This window comes from Aerococcus agrisoli, from assembly GCF_003797145.1.
GTDB lineage: Bacteria > Bacillota > Bacilli > Lactobacillales > Aerococcaceae > Aerococcus > Aerococcus agrisoli.
Genome location: NZ_RKMG01000008.1, coordinates 35,856 through 52,929 on the forward strand (window position 1 = coordinate 35,856; position 17,074 = coordinate 52,929).

At 41.4% G+C, this 17,074-nt stretch carries 19 protein-coding genes; all 19 read right to left on the reverse strand.

Going from position 1 to position 17,074, the window contains the following annotated elements; translation table 11 throughout:
* Positions 1–35: 35 nt before the first annotated feature.
* Positions 36–1,133 (reverse strand): undecaprenyldiphospho-muramoylpentapeptide beta-N-acetylglucosaminyltransferase, encoded by a 1,098-nt coding sequence (gene murG, locus EF384_RS03760; RefSeq protein ID WP_123779654.1) that lies wholly within the window; start codon positions 1,131–1,133, stop codon positions 36–38.
* Positions 1,134–1,158: 25 nt separating this feature from the next.
* Positions 1,159–2,559 carry a UDP-N-acetylmuramoyl-L-alanine--D-glutamate ligase gene (gene murD, locus EF384_RS03765; RefSeq protein WP_123779655.1) on the reverse strand — a complete coding sequence of 467 codons (1,401 nt, stop codon included), beginning with the start codon at positions 2,557–2,559 and terminating at the stop codon, positions 1,159–1,161.
* A gap of 27 nt (positions 2,560–2,586) precedes the next feature.
* Entirely contained in the window at positions 2,587–3,537 is a 951-nt protein-coding gene (gene mraY, locus EF384_RS03770; protein ID WP_123779656.1) for a phospho-N-acetylmuramoyl-pentapeptide-transferase, read from the reverse strand.
* Positions 3,538–3,584: 47 nt separating this feature from the next.
* Positions 3,585–5,726, reverse strand: coding sequence for a PASTA domain-containing penicillin-binding protein (locus EF384_RS03775; protein ID WP_123779657.1), 2,142 nt, complete (start codon positions 5,724–5,726; stop codon positions 3,585–3,587).
* Positions 5,726–6,181, reverse strand: a complete 456-nt coding sequence (gene ftsL, locus EF384_RS03780) for a cell division protein FtsL (protein WP_123779658.1) — start codon at positions 6,179–6,181, stop codon at positions 5,726–5,728. The genes EF384_RS03775 and ftsL overlap by 1 nt, the downstream gene beginning before the upstream one ends.
* A gap of 35 nt (positions 6,182–6,216) precedes the next feature.
* On the reverse strand, positions 6,217–7,167 hold the full coding sequence (rsmH, locus tag EF384_RS03785) for a 16S rRNA (cytosine(1402)-N(4))-methyltransferase RsmH (RefSeq protein WP_123779659.1): 951 nt from the start codon (positions 7,165–7,167) through the stop codon (positions 6,217–6,219).
* Between the two features lie 71 nt (positions 7,168–7,238).
* Entirely contained in the window at positions 7,239–7,670 is a 432-nt protein-coding gene (gene mraZ, locus EF384_RS03790) for a division/cell wall cluster transcriptional repressor MraZ (RefSeq protein ID WP_123779660.1), read from the reverse strand.
* 539 nt (positions 7,671–8,209) lie between these two features.
* Positions 8,210–8,590 (reverse strand): DUF3397 family protein, encoded by a 381-nt coding sequence (locus EF384_RS03795; protein WP_123779661.1) that lies wholly within the window; start codon positions 8,588–8,590, stop codon positions 8,210–8,212.
* A 680-nt stretch (positions 8,591–9,270) separates the two neighbouring features.
* On the reverse strand, positions 9,271–9,456 hold the full coding sequence (rpmF, locus tag EF384_RS03800; protein WP_094518358.1) for a 50S ribosomal protein L32: 186 nt from the start codon (positions 9,454–9,456) through the stop codon (positions 9,271–9,273).
* 26 nt (positions 9,457–9,482) lie between these two features.
* The gene (locus tag EF384_RS03805; protein ID WP_123779662.1) at positions 9,483–10,040 is read right to left on the reverse strand and encodes a YceD family protein; all 558 of its coding nucleotides are present in this window, start codon (positions 10,038–10,040) and stop codon (positions 9,483–9,485) included.
* A gap of 208 nt (positions 10,041–10,248) precedes the next feature.
* Positions 10,249–11,517, reverse strand: coding sequence for a tRNA(Met) cytidine acetate ligase (locus EF384_RS03810; RefSeq protein ID WP_123779663.1), 1,269 nt, complete (start codon positions 11,515–11,517; stop codon positions 10,249–10,251).
* A gap of 26 nt (positions 11,518–11,543) precedes the next feature.
* Positions 11,544–12,311 (reverse strand): class I SAM-dependent DNA methyltransferase, encoded by a 768-nt coding sequence (locus tag EF384_RS03815; RefSeq protein WP_123779664.1) that lies wholly within the window; start codon positions 12,309–12,311, stop codon positions 11,544–11,546.
* A gap of 13 nt (positions 12,312–12,324) precedes the next feature.
* Positions 12,325–12,684, reverse strand: coding sequence for a ribosome silencing factor (gene rsfS, locus EF384_RS03820; RefSeq protein ID WP_123779665.1), 360 nt, complete (start codon positions 12,682–12,684; stop codon positions 12,325–12,327).
* Positions 12,685–12,733: 49 nt separating this feature from the next.
* A complete protein-coding gene (gene yqeK / locus EF384_RS03825) occupies positions 12,734–13,339 on the reverse strand; it encodes a bis(5'-nucleosyl)-tetraphosphatase (symmetrical) YqeK (RefSeq protein WP_123779666.1) in 606 nt (201 codons plus the stop codon).
* Complete coding sequence (locus tag EF384_RS03830) at positions 13,329–13,991, reverse strand: nicotinate-nucleotide adenylyltransferase (RefSeq protein ID WP_123779667.1); 663 nt, start codon at positions 13,989–13,991, stop codon at positions 13,329–13,331. Before EF384_RS03830 ends, yqeK begins: the two co-directional genes overlap by 11 nt.
* A 16-nt stretch (positions 13,992–14,007) precedes the next feature.
* Positions 14,008–14,316 (reverse strand): ribosome assembly RNA-binding protein YhbY, encoded by a 309-nt coding sequence (yhbY, locus tag EF384_RS03835; RefSeq protein ID WP_123779668.1) that lies wholly within the window; start codon positions 14,314–14,316, stop codon positions 14,008–14,010.
* A 39-nt stretch (positions 14,317–14,355) separates the two neighbouring features.
* The gene (gene yqeH, locus EF384_RS03840; protein ID WP_123779669.1) at positions 14,356–15,483 is read right to left on the reverse strand and encodes a ribosome biogenesis GTPase YqeH; all 1,128 of its coding nucleotides are present in this window, start codon (positions 15,481–15,483) and stop codon (positions 14,356–14,358) included.
* A complete protein-coding gene (locus EF384_RS03845; RefSeq protein WP_123779670.1) occupies positions 15,476–16,006 on the reverse strand; it encodes a YqeG family HAD IIIA-type phosphatase in 531 nt (176 codons plus the stop codon). Before EF384_RS03845 ends, yqeH begins: the two co-directional genes overlap by 8 nt.
* Positions 16,007–16,179: 173 nt before the next feature.
* Complete coding sequence (gene thrB / locus EF384_RS03850) at positions 16,180–17,055, reverse strand: homoserine kinase (RefSeq protein WP_439647007.1); 876 nt, start codon at positions 17,053–17,055, stop codon at positions 16,180–16,182.
* Positions 17,056–17,074 lie beyond the last annotated feature (19 nt).

Genomic DNA, 17,074 nt, shown 5'->3' on the forward strand with positions numbered 1-17,074 from the left:
TATTCGCTAAAATAAGTCACCACTTTCAATTTTGTTTATTTGATTAAGTTTTCGATGACTTGAATTAAACGGTCACCGGCATCAGGTACACCTTGTTTTAAGGCGTTGTCGGCGATTTTGTCACGTTCTTGATCGTTGGCCATTAAGTCATCAATGGCAGCCACGAAGTCTGTCACATTTAAATCGTCTTCTAAAATCATTTCCGCACCGTGGTGTTTCACCAATGAGCGGGCATTCATTTCTTGATGGTTTGCAGTAACATTTGGACTTGGAATCAAGATTGACGGTGTACCTAAGGCTGTTAATTCAGTCATGGTAGTCGCACCAGAACGGCTGACGACTAGGTCGATTGTCTTGAATAGAGCAGGCATGTTATTGATGTAAGACACAATGCGGACATTGTCCCATTCGTTGAAATCATCAAATGCCTCTTCAAATTCTTGATAGTAGCTATCCCCTGTGGCAATCAGTACTTGATAGTCTTTTTGGATAAAATCAGGAATGGCTTGTTTCACTGTTTGGTTGATTTTTAAAGCACCACGAGAACCACCGAAGATCAAAACGGTTGGTTTGTCTTTGCCTAAACCATATTCGCTAAGGTCAGCTTTGGCCGTAATGTTGGCCACTTCTTGGGCACGTGGGTTACCAGTGAACACGACTTTATCGTTGTAACGTTTAAAGTCTTTACGCACGTCTTCAAAACAGATGGCGATTTTTTTCATGAAAGGTGCCAAGAATTTATTGGTCATACCAGCAACTGAGTTTTGCTCGTGAATGATACTTGGTACGCCCAAACGACTTGCTGCATATAATACAGGCGCACAAACGTAACCACCTGTACCAATGGCAACATCCGGATTAAAGGCACGAACGATTTGTTTCGCTTTTCGAATTGAATCGAACATGTAGTAAACAGTACGTGCATTATCTAGTGAAAATGAACGTTTAATCCCTTGAATTTGAATGGTCTTGAAATCTACGCCCTCTGCCGGCACGATTTTTGATTCCAAACCGCCTTGAGTACCCACATAAAGAAATTCCGCATCTGGGTACTTGGCTAAAATTTGTTTTCGTAAGGCAAGGGCTGGGTAGATATGTCCACCCGTACCCCCACCTGATAGTAAAATACGCATAGTTTGCTCCTTTATGTGCCCTGTCTTATAGACTGTCTGGGTTGGCTAAGGCTTCGATGGCCTTAATGTAACGGTCCCCACGGTTTTCAAAGTTTGGATATTGATCCCATGAAGCTGAAGCTGGTGATAGCAAGATGATGTCGCCTTCGTTTGAAAGTTCTAGTGCTTTTTGTACCGCATCTTCAATCCACTCTGCTTTGGCAATCGCTGTAATGCCTTGCGCTTGACATAAAGCTTGGAATTTATCGGCAGATTCACCTGAAATAACCATCGCATGTACATTCGTCATGTGTTCGCCTAGTTCATCAATAGCATTTCCGCGGTCTAAACCACCAGCTAACCATACAAGGCTGTCATTTGGCCCCATAAATGAATCTAAGGCTGTAATCGTAGCATCATTGTTGGTTGCTTTTGAGTCGTTGTAAAAACGACGGCCGTCGATTTCAGCAACAAATTGTAGACGATGTTTCACACCGTGGAATTGGGCAATCCCTGCTTTGATGTCTTCGTTTGATAGGCCTAGTAATTTGCCGACTGCCATGGTCACTAACATATTTTCTACGTTGTGATTCCCTGGTAGCAATAAATCACGACGGTCTAATACGACTTCATCATGCCACATGAATTTTTCTGTTTCACGGTCAAACCATGCACCATCAGCTTGTTTGCTTGTTGATGAGAACGGTACGATGGTTGCGTTTGTTTGGCGGTCACCAAATACGCCTTTTTGGTCAGCGTTTAAGATGAGGTAATCGTCACTTGTTTGGTTAGCTGTAATGCGCCATTTAGCTGAAATATATTCTTCCATTGAGCCATGGTAGTCTAAATGCGCACCATAGATATTGGTGATGGCCGCAATATGCGGTTTGAATTCGCTAGTACCCATTAATTGGAATGAAGATAATTCTAAAATCAGACGGTCAGCTTCGCTCGCTTGGCTAGCAATGTCTAGTGAAGGGATCCCAATGTTTCCGCCGACGAAGCTTTGTCCTGAAAGGTTGCTTGCATGAGATAACATTTCACCAACTAGGCTGGTGGTTGTCGTTTTCCCATTAGATCCTGTAATACCGATAATCATCGCGTCAGTCATCTTATCTGCTAATTCAACGTCGGTGTATACGGGTAGGCCAATTTCCAAGGCACGAACGACCATTGGGTTTGTGTATGGGATACCTGGGTTTTTCACCATGAAGGCGAAATCTTCGTCTAGTAGGGAAACCGGATGTGATCCTGCTACAACACGTGCGTTATTTTCGTCGATTAGTTGTTGTGCTTCTTTGTTTTCGTCTAGGGGTTTGAAGTCGTTAACGGTAACGATTGCGCCCAAGGCATTTAGATGTTGTACGACAGATACGCCTGTTTTGGCTAAGCCTAATACTAAAATTTTCTTGTTACGAATTGATTCACGCCATTCAGCTGCTTGCATGTTGATTTCCCCTTTTTGTTAATTTGATTATTTAAATAATAGAACGCCGATTAGGGCTGCGATTAGGCCGACAATCCAGAATACGATGTCGACTTTCCATTCACTCCAACCAATCATTTCAAAGTGGTGGTGGATTGGTGACATTTTAAAGACACGTTTACCAGTTAGTTTGAATGAAGTTACTTGGATGATTACACTAGCTGTTTCGATGACATAGACTAGACCAATCAATAGTAGTGACCAAGGATTGCCTAACATTACTGAAATAACAGCTAATAAGGCACCTAATGATAATGAACCTGCGTCACCCATAAAGATTTTGGCAGGTTTGCGGTTAAAGAATAGGAAACCTAATAGACCCGCTACGATAGCAATACAGAAGGCGCCGATACCACGTTCACCCATGCTGAATGCGATATAAGCATAGGTTGAGAATGAAATGACACCCAAACCTGATGATAGCCCGTCTAAACCATCTGTTAAGTTAAAGGCATTTGAGAAGCCTGTAATCCAGATTAATAAGAAGATAAAGACGAATAGGACATTGGTAATGCCTGCTGTAAATGGAAACGGAATAGACACGTGGAAACGAATCACACGGATAAAGAAGACGATTAAAGCTGAACCAACAATTTGTAGGATCAGTTTTTGTAATGATGTTAACCCTTCATTTTGTTTCTTGAAGATTTTCAAGAAATCATCCGTGAAGCCGATAGCAGCGAAGAAGATCATAGTTGCAACTAACAACCATACTTCTGAGTGCCATTCGCCTGTGATAAGTGACCAAATCAATAAGCCGATAAATGCGGCAGAAAGGAAGACTACGCCACCCATAGCTGGAGTACCAGATTTGGCTTTATGCCATGCTGGACCCTCGTCTCGGGTTACCTGACCAAATTGTTTCTCCCGCATAAATTTGATAAAAAATGGCATCCCGACTAGTGTAAGTACGAGTGTAATAATGAATAGTAGTGACATGTTGTTTCCTTTCCCTTTTTGAGTTGTGATTTTTTAAGTTAAATGCATTATGACTCCGCTAATTGTAACACAATCTGCTTGTTGGACTGAATAGATTCCCCAACAGCAATTGATTGGCCGACAACTAAGCCTTCGCCATCTAATTTCACTTCAATACCCAATAAATCAGCAAGTGCTTGACTAGCTGTTGCATTTAAACCAGTGAAGTCTGGCATGGTTGGATTCGCATCGTTGGTCAATAAGAAGATTGGTTGTGTGATAGATACAGATTCTTGACCAACCGGTGTTTGGCTGACAATTGTATCCCCTTCTCCAATGACTTCAACATTGACAAAGCTTGCATCCGTTAATGTTTGTTGGGCTACGCTGACTGATGTACCTGAAACATCTGGCACGGTAGCCGTTGTAGCTGTTTCACCATCACCTAAGGCATTATATTCTAAGGCTCTTGTTAGTAGTGGTGTATAAATTTGCGTTAACATTTCGCTGGCAGTCGTCGTTAAATTCTTCGGTTGTTCAGCTGTAATGTACAAGATGTATTGTGGATCTTCACTTGGTACAAAACCTACCACTGAGTATAGATACTTGGTTAAGCCGGCTTCGTATGTATTCGTTTCTTGGTTGAAGACTTCGGCTGTACCTGTTTTGGCAGATACAGTATAGCCGTCTAAGGCATAGGCCGTACCAGTACCGGTATCCGCATAAACAACGGATTGTAAGTATTCCAAAGTTTTGGCTGCTGTTTCTTCAGAGATTGGTGATGAAACAACTTCTGGTTCGACAACGGTCATTTGACCATCTTCTTCATAACGGTTAACCAATTGTAGTTTCATCATGTCCCCACCATTTGCAATTGAGGTGAAGGCTTGCACCATTTGATAAGGTGTCACGTAGATACCTTGACCGAAACCGGTTGTGATTTTATCCGCTTCGTATTCGTAGTTCATTGAGCCGGCTACTTCATTGGCGAAGCCTGATCCGGTCTCTTGTAACAAACCAAATTCGCGAATGTATTTTTCCCATACATCGTAACCCATTTCTCCAACTAAGTGGATCATCAAGGTGTTAGATGATTGTGATAACCCTTCTAGTTCGGTGATGACACCCCAACCAACGCCGTTATAGTCGGCAATGGTGCTGTCACCCATGGTAACTGGTGATGAATCGTAGAAAGCGTTAGGGTCAAAAACACCCTCCTCGATAGCTGCCGCTACCGTTAGGACTTTAATAGTCGATCCTGGTTCGTAGGCACGTTCCACAAGTAGGTTTTGCCACATATCTTCGATACCATCTTTGGTTTCTAGGTTAAAGGTTGGTCGTTGAGATGCTGCGACAATCGCCCCAGTTTTGGGGTTTACCAACATAGCGGTCATGGTTGACGGTTGGTATTCTTCATATACTTGGGTCATTAAGGTTTCTAGATAGGTTTGTAGTCGTGAGTCCAATGTTAGGTAAACATCAGATCCGTCGACTGGTTCTTCGAGCACTTCTTTTGTGCCAGATAGTTCATAGTTATAAGAGTTGGATTGGTATGATTTACGACCATTTGTCCCTTTTAACACTTCATCAAGCGATAACTCTAGACCCATTTGACCTGTTAAACGACTATCGATAGCAGTACCTGCTTCAAGATATTCCGCATAACCGATTAAATGAGACGCAAAGACACCGTTTGGATATAAACGGGTTGGTGATTCTGTAAACATAATTCCTGGTAGGTTTTGGTCATCAATGGCTTTCATTTCAGCGTATGTCAGGTTTTGACCAGCTGTACCAAATTCTACTTGGGCTGCGTCTTCTGTGTTTAGTGTTTTTAAGATATCGGCTTCAGACATATCAATGTATTGGCTCAAGGTCTTAGCAGTTTGTTCTTTATCGACAACATATTGTGGTTCCTCTGACTCCTCAGACCATTGATCCGTCAAAACGGCATACAACGAATAAGAAGTAGCATCCATTGCCAGCGTGTTGCCACCTACATCATAGATGGTGCCACGTTGTGCTGACAATATGCTACTTCTATCATATAGTTCTTGGGCTCGAGCAGACAAATCTTGTCCGTTCGAAGTCCCAAAGACCATTATCTCAGTAAGTCGACCAATAAATATGAAGAGTAAAATAACTGCTAAAAGAGCCGTAGTACCGATAGTTTTGCTACGATTTTTTTGGAGTTTTTTACTTTCTTTCATTATTCAACATTCCTTATATTTTCTTCGTCCATTGTTAAGCCTTGTTCTCCCGCAATTTCCATAATACGTGAGTAAGTAGATAGTTCATGAACTTCTTGTGTTAGATTTTCTTTTTCAATTTGTAATTCTTGGACTTCAGCTTGTTTGTCTTGTAGCTGTTGTGAAGTCGCACTCACATTAGCACGCATAATCACTAGTCCTAAAACCGCGGCAATCATCAGGGCAAAAACGCCTAGAATGGCCATTTTTTGAGGAATACTGATTGAGCGGTCTACTTTTACTTTGGTTTTTGTTTTTGTTGTGGTGTGTGGCACACTCGCAGGGATTGCAGCCATTGCTACATTCGCTTTTTGCGTTTGTTCTTTCGGATATGCCGGGATGTTGGGTATTGCTTTCTCAGCCGGCATTGCATGTTTTTCCATGTTTAAGCGGTCTTTTAGGATAAATATCGCCATAAAAACTGCTCCCTTCTCTATTATTGGCGTTTTTCTTATTTAATACGTTCAATAATGCGAAGTTTTGCACTTTGTGCGCGAGAATTATGTGCTAATTCTTCTTCACTTGCATAAATTGGTTTTCGATTTACGAGTTTAAAAGGTGCTTCAATATCAGCATTGATTACAGGTAAGTTCGCCGGTAATTCTTCACCAGTTGAGGCATCTTTATACATTTGTTTTACGATACGGTCTTCTAGAGATTGGAAGGAAATCGTTGAAATACGGCCACCCACATTTAGTAACGTTAGCGCTTGCTCGATAGAGTCTTCAATCGCACCTAATTCGTCATTCACTGCAATACGCACAGCTTGGAATACCCGTTTTGCTGGGTGTCCACCTTTACGGCGTGCCGGTGCAGGAATGGCTTCTTTAATGATGTCTACAAGCTCTTCTGTTCGTGTAATACGGTGGTCAGCACGACGTTGTTCAATTTTTCGTGCAATTTGTTTCGAAAATTTCTCTTCTCCGTAACGGTAAAAAATACGGACTAAATCACTATAGTCCCATTCGTTAATAATGACTTCTGCAGTCAATTCTTGCGTTTGGTCCATTCTCATATCTAATGGCGCATCTTGGTGGTATGAAAAACCACGTTCAATTTCGTCAAGTTGAGGTGAGCTCACCCCAAGGTCATAGAGAATACCGTCAACGCCGGTAATACCCAATTTTTCTAATTCAGCGCGAATATGACGGAAATTATTGTGTACTAGGGTAACTTTGCCAGAAGCAATTTCATCCGCTAGTCTTTCCTGTGCATTGGCAATTGCCACCAAATCTTGATCAAACGCTATTAAACGACCTTGATCAGATAAAGCTTCTACAATTTTCGCGCTATGTCCAGCGCCACCCAAAGTACAATCCACATAAATACCGTCTGGTTTGATTGCTAAGCCGTCTACTGATTCGTTTAATAACACTGAGATGTGATGGAATTCTTTCGCCATTTGTGCGCTTACCTCTTCTTTTTTATCTTTCTTTCACGATGTTCAAGTCAATTGAAAACATTTTTGTTTTTCTATAATCCGAAGTCCATCATATCTTCTGCAATTTCTTCAAATTTCTCTTCGATTTCTGAAGAAGCATTTTCCCATTTTTCCTTAGACCAGATTTCAATCCGATCAGATACACCCAGAATCAAACACTCTTTTTCAAGATCTGCGTATGAAACTAATGTCGTGGGGATATTGATGCGACCCTGCTTATCCACTTCAACTTCCGCCGCTGCAGAATAGAAGAATCGTGTAAAAGCACGTGCTTCTTTCTTAGCTAAAGGCAGTTGTTTCAGCTTTTCTTGGATTTTTTCCCAATTATCTAAAGGATAGCCAAAAACACACCCATCTAAACCACGTGTAATTACGAATTGGTTACCCAAGTCATCACGCAATTTGGCTGGGATGATGATACGCCCTTTGGCGTCGATATTATGTTGAAATTCTCCCATTAACATCTTTTCATCACCTTCTGTGCCTAACTTTAACCTTTATTGGTTTAAGTCTACCATATTCCCCCACTTTGCACCACATTTCACCAAAAAAAGGCTATTTTTTTATAAAATTGATATTCACAGGTGGAAAAAGCCCGTTTTATCCACAATCTGAGCCTTTTTACACGCTTTGTCCGGCTATAGAAATGTCATTTTTAGTCGAATCTTTATGATTTTTGTGGAAATTTTTTGCTATTTGGTATTTTGTGGGGTGTGGATAGCACTTTTTTTGATTTTGGTGGGTCGATGTGGTGGATAATTTATTTAATGAATTGATGATGATGGGGAGGGAAAAAATAGGTACGGATAAATATGGGCAGAAAAAAACGAGAACATGTCTTTTAAAGAATTGTTCTCGTCTTATTTATGGGCTTTCGTTACACCTTATTTTTAAATCCTATACTTGTCTTGTTACTTCTCTTTTAAACTTTCGACCTGGAATAGAATTCGCACAAAATAAAAAGGCAGGGACAATTTGTCCCTACCTTTCGATCTTTTATCGTTTAACTAAAGAATGTTGGCACAACTTGAATCAGTCGTGCTAGTACCGCAACCACATAAGCAGCGAATGCTAAACAGAATAATATATTTGATAGCTTCCGTGCCATTTTCCCAAGCTGCACTTGCTCATTTTGAATAAATTGAATCATCAATAAAATAATAGCAATAATTGAAAAAATTAAGATAACGTGCGCAACCCAAGAAAATCCCATCAAATAAGTCGAAATGAAGTGAAGGCAGACCAATAAAATTGGCTCTACAACATCTACCGGGGCCAGCTTCACCTTGCCTACATATAAAAATCGATGTCCAAAAACATTCACTATGTACAGGCTAACAATTGGTAATACATATAAAAGAATTTCGCTCCATTTAAAAGCCATCGTAGACTACCTCTCCTATAAATCTTATCTATTAATCTTAGCTAACAAGTTATCAAATGTCTAGTAAAGTTTGTGGTGACACGGTTAGCGAGCATTTTTAAAGTTGTGATTTCAAGCTTTAAAATCCGCAGTAATTTGTAACGGAGATTACTTATAATTATAATCGCTGGCCGAGCTTGACCAACCGCTGCAATGCCTTGAAATCTTAATTGTGACAACATCCCAGCGCTTTATAAATAAGGCGAAAAGTACATTTCTTAATTTACCAAAATGGATAAATCCAAATTTTGATTACTTCAAGGGGTTGTGTGAATATTTATGAGAAAAAATGAGTCCCAGAACTGTTTGTGTGATTCGACTTCAAAAAAGGAAATCACACAGCCCTCTGTGTGACGCTAATATTCTCATTTTAAATACTTCAGTGCATTGAAGTACGCAAATAGCGTTTATTTTTGATTTTAAATATACAATCATCAAGAATCCGGACAAATTACTTTATCCTAGCGTAAAACTAAGCCCAAAATGGCTTAAAACCAAAATGAATAGAAGGCTAAACCAAACCCAGTGCACACAAAAAGGCGCTAACCACAACAGTTAGCGCCCTTTTAATTATATATAATCAAATTTATTGATTGAGAAAGATCGAAACCTTTCTCTAAAAACGTTCTGAGCTAAATAAATTATTCAGCTGCAGCGTCAGTCATTACATCTTTACCGTCGTAGAAACCACAGTTAGCACATACATGGTGAGATTTACGTAATTCACCACAGTTAGGGCATGCGTTCATTCCAGGTACTTCCAACTTGTAATGTGTACGGCGTTTATGTTTTCTTTGTTTTGAAGTTTTACGTTTTGGTACTGCCATCATTACACCTCCTAATTAATTATCAATTATGCTTCATCCGACGATTCTGAATCTTTGAATAAGTCTTGTAGCTTGGCAAATTCAGGGTTAACTACTTCCTCAACTTCGCGCTCCGCTTCAAAATCAGATTCACTTACAACTCGCCAGTCATTCCCTTCAGGAAACTCATCTGCTGCTATCTCCGCCTCAGTTAAAATCTGAAGTGGCATATTCAGAAGAATGTGGTCACGAATCGATTCTTTCAAATCAATTGTAAAACTATCCATGAATAGTTGTGTCACATGATCTTCGTCAACAATATCTGAATTCCAACCGTCTTCAATAAAACGTTCAGAAACTGGTAGTTGCACATCCAGTTCTACAGGCTCAAGAGACCGTGTAGATGGCATCGTCATTTTTAGTGCTAATCGTAATTGTGTCAATACTGTGTGTTCTTCGTAGAGAACCATACCTTCGACTTGAACCGGCGACATGTCAATCAACTCAGGAATTACTGCCTTCATCTCTTCTTTCATATCAACTGATTCGTTAATCATCATTGGTTGGGATGCGATTTGACGCAACTCTTGGATAGACCATTTCATTATTGACCACCTAATAAGCAACAAGAAAAATTATACCTAGTTTAAACTTATTTGTCAACGTTTTTTCCTTGACAAGCTAATTTTTTAAACAGAATATCAATTCCATCTCTAAACTGTGGATGAAATGCACTTTCACCATACTACTAGCTTGAGACTAAAAAGTAAACAAATTTCTCTTGTGCTCCCTTTCGATTTTATTTTTTGTATTTTACTTAAAAATTGGCGGGTGATTAAAATTCTGACTCGGCAACTGTGGCGCAAGCATCTCGTATATCCGGTCTGCCTGAATCCACATCGGCCACGCACGCTCCACTGATTGGTCCACCCGACTGACCAAATTCCAGCGATTGGCATCCTGACTCAACGCTTCCTTCATCAACTTCAGGTAAGCACGCCCCTGAGCATTCGCCGCAAGCAGCATCAGCGGTTGCGACTGGTCCGGTGCCAACATCCCTTGCATCTGCGCATCATGGACATTCAACACCGTCATCAAGGCCGTACGTTGGACGCGATTCCGCGACCAGTTCCTGTTTTTTACATTATCTACAAAATCCTCAAAAGACGCAACTTGCTTGATCGCCTCTTGCATCCGGTGCTCCATCCCGCCAGACATCTGATAAATCGACGCCAGCTCATCAGCACTTGCACTTAGCAGTTTATATTTGAGAAAAGGAAACAACTGATTCCAGCCGACAAGCTGTTGATTACTTATCGCCGCCATCAATTGTGCAACCATTTGCTCAGGAACTACTGCAGCCAGTTTGACTGGGAAATTCTCTGCTTGGGCATCATTGGTTTGAATCATACGCCGAATAGCAGAACCCGATGTAAAACGAGGTGAATCCTCACTTAAAGTCGTTTCGTCCAGCTCTTCTAAACGGTGGTTGTCCCCAATCCTGTTCACCGGCACTAACTGCATGGGCTTTTCCAATTGGGCATTGGCTTTTGCATAGGCAAAGGCTAACAAGGTGTTGGCGTTATCCTGGAAATGTATGTTTAAATGACGGATTGCATCATGATCAGCCATCAGTGTCTTGATAGCGGCTATCCTTTTTTCCGCAAAAGACATATTGTCAATTGCATCGACACTGGCATTGGCTGCTGCTACAGCTTTAGGGTGATCATGCATCCATTGGGCTAGAAGCTCATAATCCTTAAAATGCGGGTCTTCCACCCCAAAGGATACAAAATCACATCCCATAGCACTCAAGGCTTGAATGCCGCCACTAGCGAAGATGTCGGCCGGCTGTGTGGCATACCAAAAAGGCAGCTCAATCACCAGGTCACATCCATTGGCTAGGGCAACCTGTGCCCGGTCCCATTTGGAGATGAGGGCTGGCTCGCCGCGTTGGACATAATTACCAGACATGAGTCCGATGACAAGGTCCGCCCCGCTTTGTGCCCGTGCTTGCTGCAATTGATAGGCATGGCCGTGATGAAATGGATGCCATTCTGCTATAACGCCAACTGCTCGCATGCGCGTTCCCCCTTTTTCCTAAAAGCTTATTTCTCTGCTGCGAAGAAGATACGTTTAGATGTTGCATCCGGTGCATCTTGCGTGAAATCGGCTGTTACACGGATATTCTTGAAACCAATTTCGGTCAAGATAGCCTTGTACGTCTCGATTGGCAAGGTGCGTTCGTAATGTAATTCTTCGAAGCGTTGGTATTGGTCGTCGTTTTCGTTTTGCATGAATACGTTAATGGTATGATCGATGGTATTTTCGCCACGGAATTGGTTTGACGTCCATGTAAAAACAGCATCGTCCCACTCAACCACAAGCGAAGTTTCTGGGTAGATTTCATTCATTTGATATTCAGAATGGACATCAAACATGAAGACCCCACCATCTTGTAATTGTTGGTACACATGACGGAAAGTTGCTTCCACAGCTTCCTCGCCATCTAGATAACAAAATGTATCACAGAAACATGAAATGACAGCTGCTTGTTGGTCTAAGGTAAAAGTGGTCATGTCGTCAACCCAGAAATCAATGTCTAAGTCCGCATCAGCGGCATTGACTTGTGCAGCCGCAACCATTTTTTCAGATAAATCTAAGCCGCGCATTTTGTAGCCAGCTTGTGTCATTAAGACTGCAAATTGGCCACCACCGGCACCTAAATCCAACCAAAAGTCATCTTCGCCCAAGAATTTATCATAGGCTTGGATGCTTGCTGTGGCATAGTTAAACCATGATAAATAAAGACTTTCGTCAAATAGGACCTCGTAAACATCCGCAAACACGTCGTATTGTTGGTTATTTTCGCCCATTATCGTGTCCTGACTAGCTTAACCAAGCTTCAACGTTAACCATTGGTGCTTCAGCCCACATTTTTTCTAAGTTGTAGAAACCACGTTCTTCAGATGTGAATACGTGTACGATTACATCATAAGCATCGATTAAGATCCAACGGTTACCGTCTTTCCCTTCGATACCTTTCACTTCAAAGCCAGCTTCTTCAATTGCTTCTTCAACGGCATCAACGATAGCTTTCACTTGGCGGTCATTACGTCCACTCATCATTACAAAGTAATCTGCTACGGGTGTTACGTTCGCAACGTCCAAGGCTACGATATCTTGTGCCAAACGGTCGTCTGCTCCTCTTACAATTGCTTCTAATAGTACTTCACTTTTCTTCGTCATATGTGCTCCTTTTTATGTGTTTACATGTGTTAAAAAAATATTACATCAATTATTTATTACGTTTGGCTGTCCAATCGTTATAAATATTGATAGTTTCTGGGTAAACGATGCGTCCACTATCTACTAAGTGGATAATGGATTGTTTCATTTTGTAATCAACGGCATCGTCCAAGTTGTTTTTGGCTAATTCACGTGCTTTGTCTACGCCCTTGAAGGTACGTCCGGGTTCGATGTAATCGGCCACGAACAAGACTTTTTGGTCAAGGGTCATGTCATAACCACCAATTGTATGGTTCCAAACGGCTTTCAAGATATCCTCATCGGTTACCCCAAAGTCACGGTTGGCAATCATGGCTGCTAAGGGACCGTGCCAAATTGCAGAGCCATAGTCTAACCAACGTGGATCGTAGCCTGGATAATCTTTAAACAGACTTAGATGTTTCACGCTGTCGTCTTTGGCAAAATCGTGTAGTAAAGCAGCGATGCTCGCTTTTTCCACGTCTGCACCTGGCAAGTTCTTCGCCATTTTCACAGCGGTCTCTTCCACACGTAAGACGTGCTTGAAGCGTTTCTCTGCCAATCGTGCTTGCAATTGTTTTAATAGTTCGTCACGGGTAATGTGAATTAAATTTGGATTGAATTCCTTAGCTTTCATGCGGTAAATAAAGCCCCTTCTCCTTGATGTAATCGTTGACTGCTTGCGGAACGAGATAGCGTATAGAATCACCGTTGCCAACTGCTTTTCGAATTGCGGTTGATGATGCGGTCATTCCTTCAGCATCCACAAAAATCAGTGGATAGTCTGATTCGGTTTTGTATCCTTCGCGACCGACGCCGACAAAGTGAACGAGTTTAATCAGGTCATCAATGCGGTGCCATTGCGGAAGATTTTCAATCATATCTGCCCCGATGATAAAGTAAAATTCATTGTTGGGATACAAGGTCTTGAGAATCTCCATAGTTTCGACAGTATAAGACTTGCCCTCACGTTGGAGTTCAATATCTTCCAGTCTAAAATGTGGATTATCAGCAATGGCCAAATCAATCATATCTACACGGTAGCTATCATCAATCGTATCCTTCGTATGCGCATGCGGCGGTTTTTTATTCGGCATAAACCAAATTTCATCTAATTTCAATTTATCAAAGACTTGCTCAGCCATTAACAGATGTCCATTATGGATTGGATTAAAAGTGCCTCCTAGAATCCCTATCCGTTGGTGCGGATGGTCGGCGAAAGCAAGTTGTGTCTCTGGTTCGTTGACCAAGGTTACGTTTTCTTGGTTTAAAAACTGTACTTTTCCCACAAAATGCCTCCTACCGTTACGCTAATGCTCTTACTTCAGTTGAAACTTTTTGATTCTTCGCTTCAGAAGATTGACGGTATAAGGTAATCACACGGCCAATCGTTTGTACGACAAATGCATCCACAGCTTCAGCAATCGCTGCTGCCGCTTCGTCAGTCTCTTCGTCCGTATTTTGTAATAAATGAACCTTGATCAATTCGCGTTTTTCTAGCAATTCATCAATTTGCACCATAAATTCTTCAGATAAACCATTCTTACCAATATTGGCAACAGGATTTAAATGATGGGCTTCTTTACGTAAAAATTTCTTTTGTTTGTTATTCAAGTTGAATAAACTCCTTTCACTTTCATCTATCTCAAAAAATTAGATTAATTTTTCTCTTGTAAAAATGTCAATACCCTTCGGTACGTACGCAGCTAGGCGAACTGGTGTATTCACGGTAACCCAGCCTAATCCTGGGAATACGATATCAGAAGGCTCTTTAATCGCAATCTCTTTGCGTACCAATGGTGGAAACTCGTCAACATTCTCTGCATAAGGCGGTTGTAAAATACCACCTAAATGTTCTTGGTAAAATTCATCCGACCCCTCTAATTTACGACGGTGAATCTTCACTTGGTTAGACATGTAGACTGTAAATGAAGTGCGTTCACCTGTAATAAAGTCTAATCGTGCTAAACCACCAAAGAACAAGGTTTGTTCAGGGTTCAATTGGAAAGTCATTGGACGGATTTCTTTACTTGGTAAAACTTCCACCAATTCTTTACCTTTCAATAATGAGGTCATTTGACCATCATTCATGATACCTGGTGTATCGATTAGGTTTGCTGTATTTCCATCAGCATCGTCAAATGGAATCTCGATTAAATCAAGAGTTGTTCCTGGGAACTGACTTGTCGTAATCACGTCCGCTTGTACACCTGTTGCTTGTAAGATACGGTTGATAATAGATGATTTCCCAACATTGGCCATACCGATGACATAGACATCGCGACCTTGGCGCATTTCATCAATTTTCGCCAATAAGGCATCAATATTTTCACGTTTCTTCGCTGATGCAAGCATCAATTCATCCACGTGGATACCGTTGTCTTTCAAGTATTTACGCAACCAATTTTCGATACGGTTGTGTTTGACAGCTTTTGGAATAGCATCCATTTTATTCGCTACCATCAAGATTTGGTTCTTACCGACGAAACGGTTTAGACCGTTAATCAATGAACCTGCCACATCAAAGATATCAATCACGTTCACGATTAATGCATCTTTGTCCCCTAAGGTATTTAAGATGGCTAAGAATTCGTCAGCTGATGTTGAAACTTTTTCAAGGGTGTTATAATGGCGCAATTTAAAACAGCGTTGGCAGTATAAAAGTCCTGATTCAACGCCTTTTTCGTATGCAGATTTTGGTGTATAGCCACGTTGATCAGGAAATTCTGTTTGGACTAAAGCACCACAACCTACGCAATATAAGTTTTCTTCGTTAGACAATATTGTTCCTCCACTTCAATTCTGGATGTGCATTTTGCATTCGTTTAAATAATATTTTTTCTAGTCGTCGATTGAGTAAGGTCCAAACCATATCTGTTTCGACCAAAGGCATCACCAGAATACTGCGGATACCGAAGCGATTACCACCGAAAACATCTGTCATTAGTTGATCACCAACAATGACTGCTTCCTCAGGTGCAACCCCTAATTTATCCAAGGCACGTTTATAGCCACGACGTGATGGCTTTTTCGCATCAGCAGTATAGAGAACACCAAGTTCATCTGCTACGCGTGCAACACGTTTCTGGTTGTTATTAGAAAGGATAACGACAGGGATACCTGCTTCTTTCATCGTGGACAACCAAGCTCTTAACTCCGGTGTTCCATCAGGATTATTCCAAGCAATCAAGGTATTATCAAGGTCTGTGATGACACCCTTTATATTATGTTTCAATAATTGTTCAGGGGTTAATTGATAAATACGTTCAATCATCCATGTCGGTGTAAAAAAGTCTTTTCTCATGACGGCCTCCCATGTTTTTTCATGATTAAGTATACCACAAGACCCCGTCACATTCACAATTCGGGCTAGCCAGCAAGGCTTGTCGCATTGGCCTAGAACCAACATCCTAATCAACAAAAAATGCTACGAACATATCGGGCTGATATGCTCGTAACATTATCAATCGTCTAAAATTACATACCCTCTACTATAACCCCATCTGACGCAAAGTCAAGAGGAATCACACTAGCATCAAGGTCTAAAGCTTGTAAATTTGTTAAAATTGCATCCACGTGGTCTGCATGTACCAAAGTCATCACTGTTGGACCAGCACCAGACAAGTAAGTACCATAGACACCGTCCACATTTTTCAAGGCTTCACGCACTTGCGCCAATTCCGGTACTAAACTCGCACGAAATGGCTCATGCAACTGATCCATTTCCATTAAGGTGCCGACAGCTGCCAAATCGCCCTCGAATAACTTGCTCACAAACACATTGCCAATCCCATTGGCACGAACTGCATCTGTAAAGCTTAATTCTTTAGGTAAAACGGCACGCGCTGCCTTCGTCAATAATTCCCGGTGAGGCACGACTGCAATAAAATGGACATCATCTAGGATCGCTTTAGTCCACAATACATGGCTTTCGTCCATAGCCACCGAAACCACTAGCCCCCCTGCAATTGCTGGGGCGATATTATCTGGGTGACCCTCTAATTCATTCGCCATATTGATTTTAGTCGCAGTATCCCATTTTTGCCCAGATAAAATTTCTGCAATGGCAATACCTGCAACAATAGCAGATGATGATGAGCCTAGACCACGAGCAGTGGGTATATCACTAGTCATCACTAAATGATGCGGGGCTACATCCGGTGCAAAACGTAGAATGGTTTCAATCACCATATTGCGCTCATCGTGAGGAATGCCTTCCCCAAGTTCATGGTCAATCACCCAAGATGCTGATGGTCCCACAATTTCAAGTGTTAGGTATAAACCAAGCGCAACACCTACCGAGTCAAAACCTGGACCCATATTGGCTGAAGTTGCTGGCACTTTAATACGTATGTTTGTATTTGTCATCGCA

Coding starts and splice junctions, on each gene's coding strand:
- EF384_RS03775 (WP_123779657.1), bottom strand. CDS start 5,726: ATGAAAGAAAGTAAAAAACTCCAAAAAAATCGTAGCAAAACTATCGGT.
- murD (WP_123779655.1), bottom strand. CDS start 2,559: ATGCAAGCAGCTGAATGGCGTGAATCAATTCGTAACAAGAAAATTTTA.
- EF384_RS03845 (WP_123779670.1), bottom strand. CDS start 16,006: ATGAGAAAAGACTTTTTTACACCGACATGGATGATTGAACGTATTTAT.
- rsmH (WP_123779659.1), bottom strand. CDS start 7,167: ATGGCGAAAGAATTCCATCACATCTCAGTGTTATTAAACGAATCAGTA.
- mraZ (WP_123779660.1), bottom strand. CDS start 7,670: ATGTTAATGGGAGAATTTCAACATAATATCGACGCCAAAGGGCGTATC.
- EF384_RS03805 (WP_123779662.1), bottom strand. CDS start 10,040: ATGAAATGGTCTATCCAAGAGTTGCGTCAAATCGCATCCCAACCAATG.
- ftsL (WP_123779658.1), bottom strand. CDS start 6,181: ATGGCGATATTTATCCTAAAAGACCGCTTAAACATGGAAAAACATGCA.
- EF384_RS03815 (WP_123779664.1), bottom strand. CDS start 12,311: ATGGGCGAAAATAACCAACAATACGACGTGTTTGCGGATGTTTACGAG.
- murG (WP_123779654.1), bottom strand. CDS start 1,133: ATGCGTATTTTACTATCAGGTGGGGGTACGGGTGGACATATCTACCCA.
- rpmF (WP_094518358.1), bottom strand. CDS start 9,456: ATGGCAGTACCAAAACGTAAAACTTCAAAACAAAGAAAACATAAACGC.
- yqeK (WP_123779666.1), bottom strand. CDS start 13,339: ATGAAAGCTAAGGAATTCAATCCAAATTTAATTCACATTACCCGTGAC.
- mraY (WP_123779656.1), bottom strand. CDS start 3,537: ATGTCACTACTATTCATTATTACACTCGTACTTACACTAGTCGGGATG.
- EF384_RS03810 (WP_123779663.1), bottom strand. CDS start 11,517: ATGCGAGCAGTTGGCGTTATAGCAGAATGGCATCCATTTCATCACGGC.
- EF384_RS03795 (WP_123779661.1), bottom strand. CDS start 8,590: ATGGCTTTTAAATGGAGCGAAATTCTTTTATATGTATTACCAATTGTT.
- rsfS (WP_123779665.1), bottom strand. CDS start 12,684: ATGACGAAGAAAAGTGAAGTACTATTAGAAGCAATTGTAAGAGGAGCA.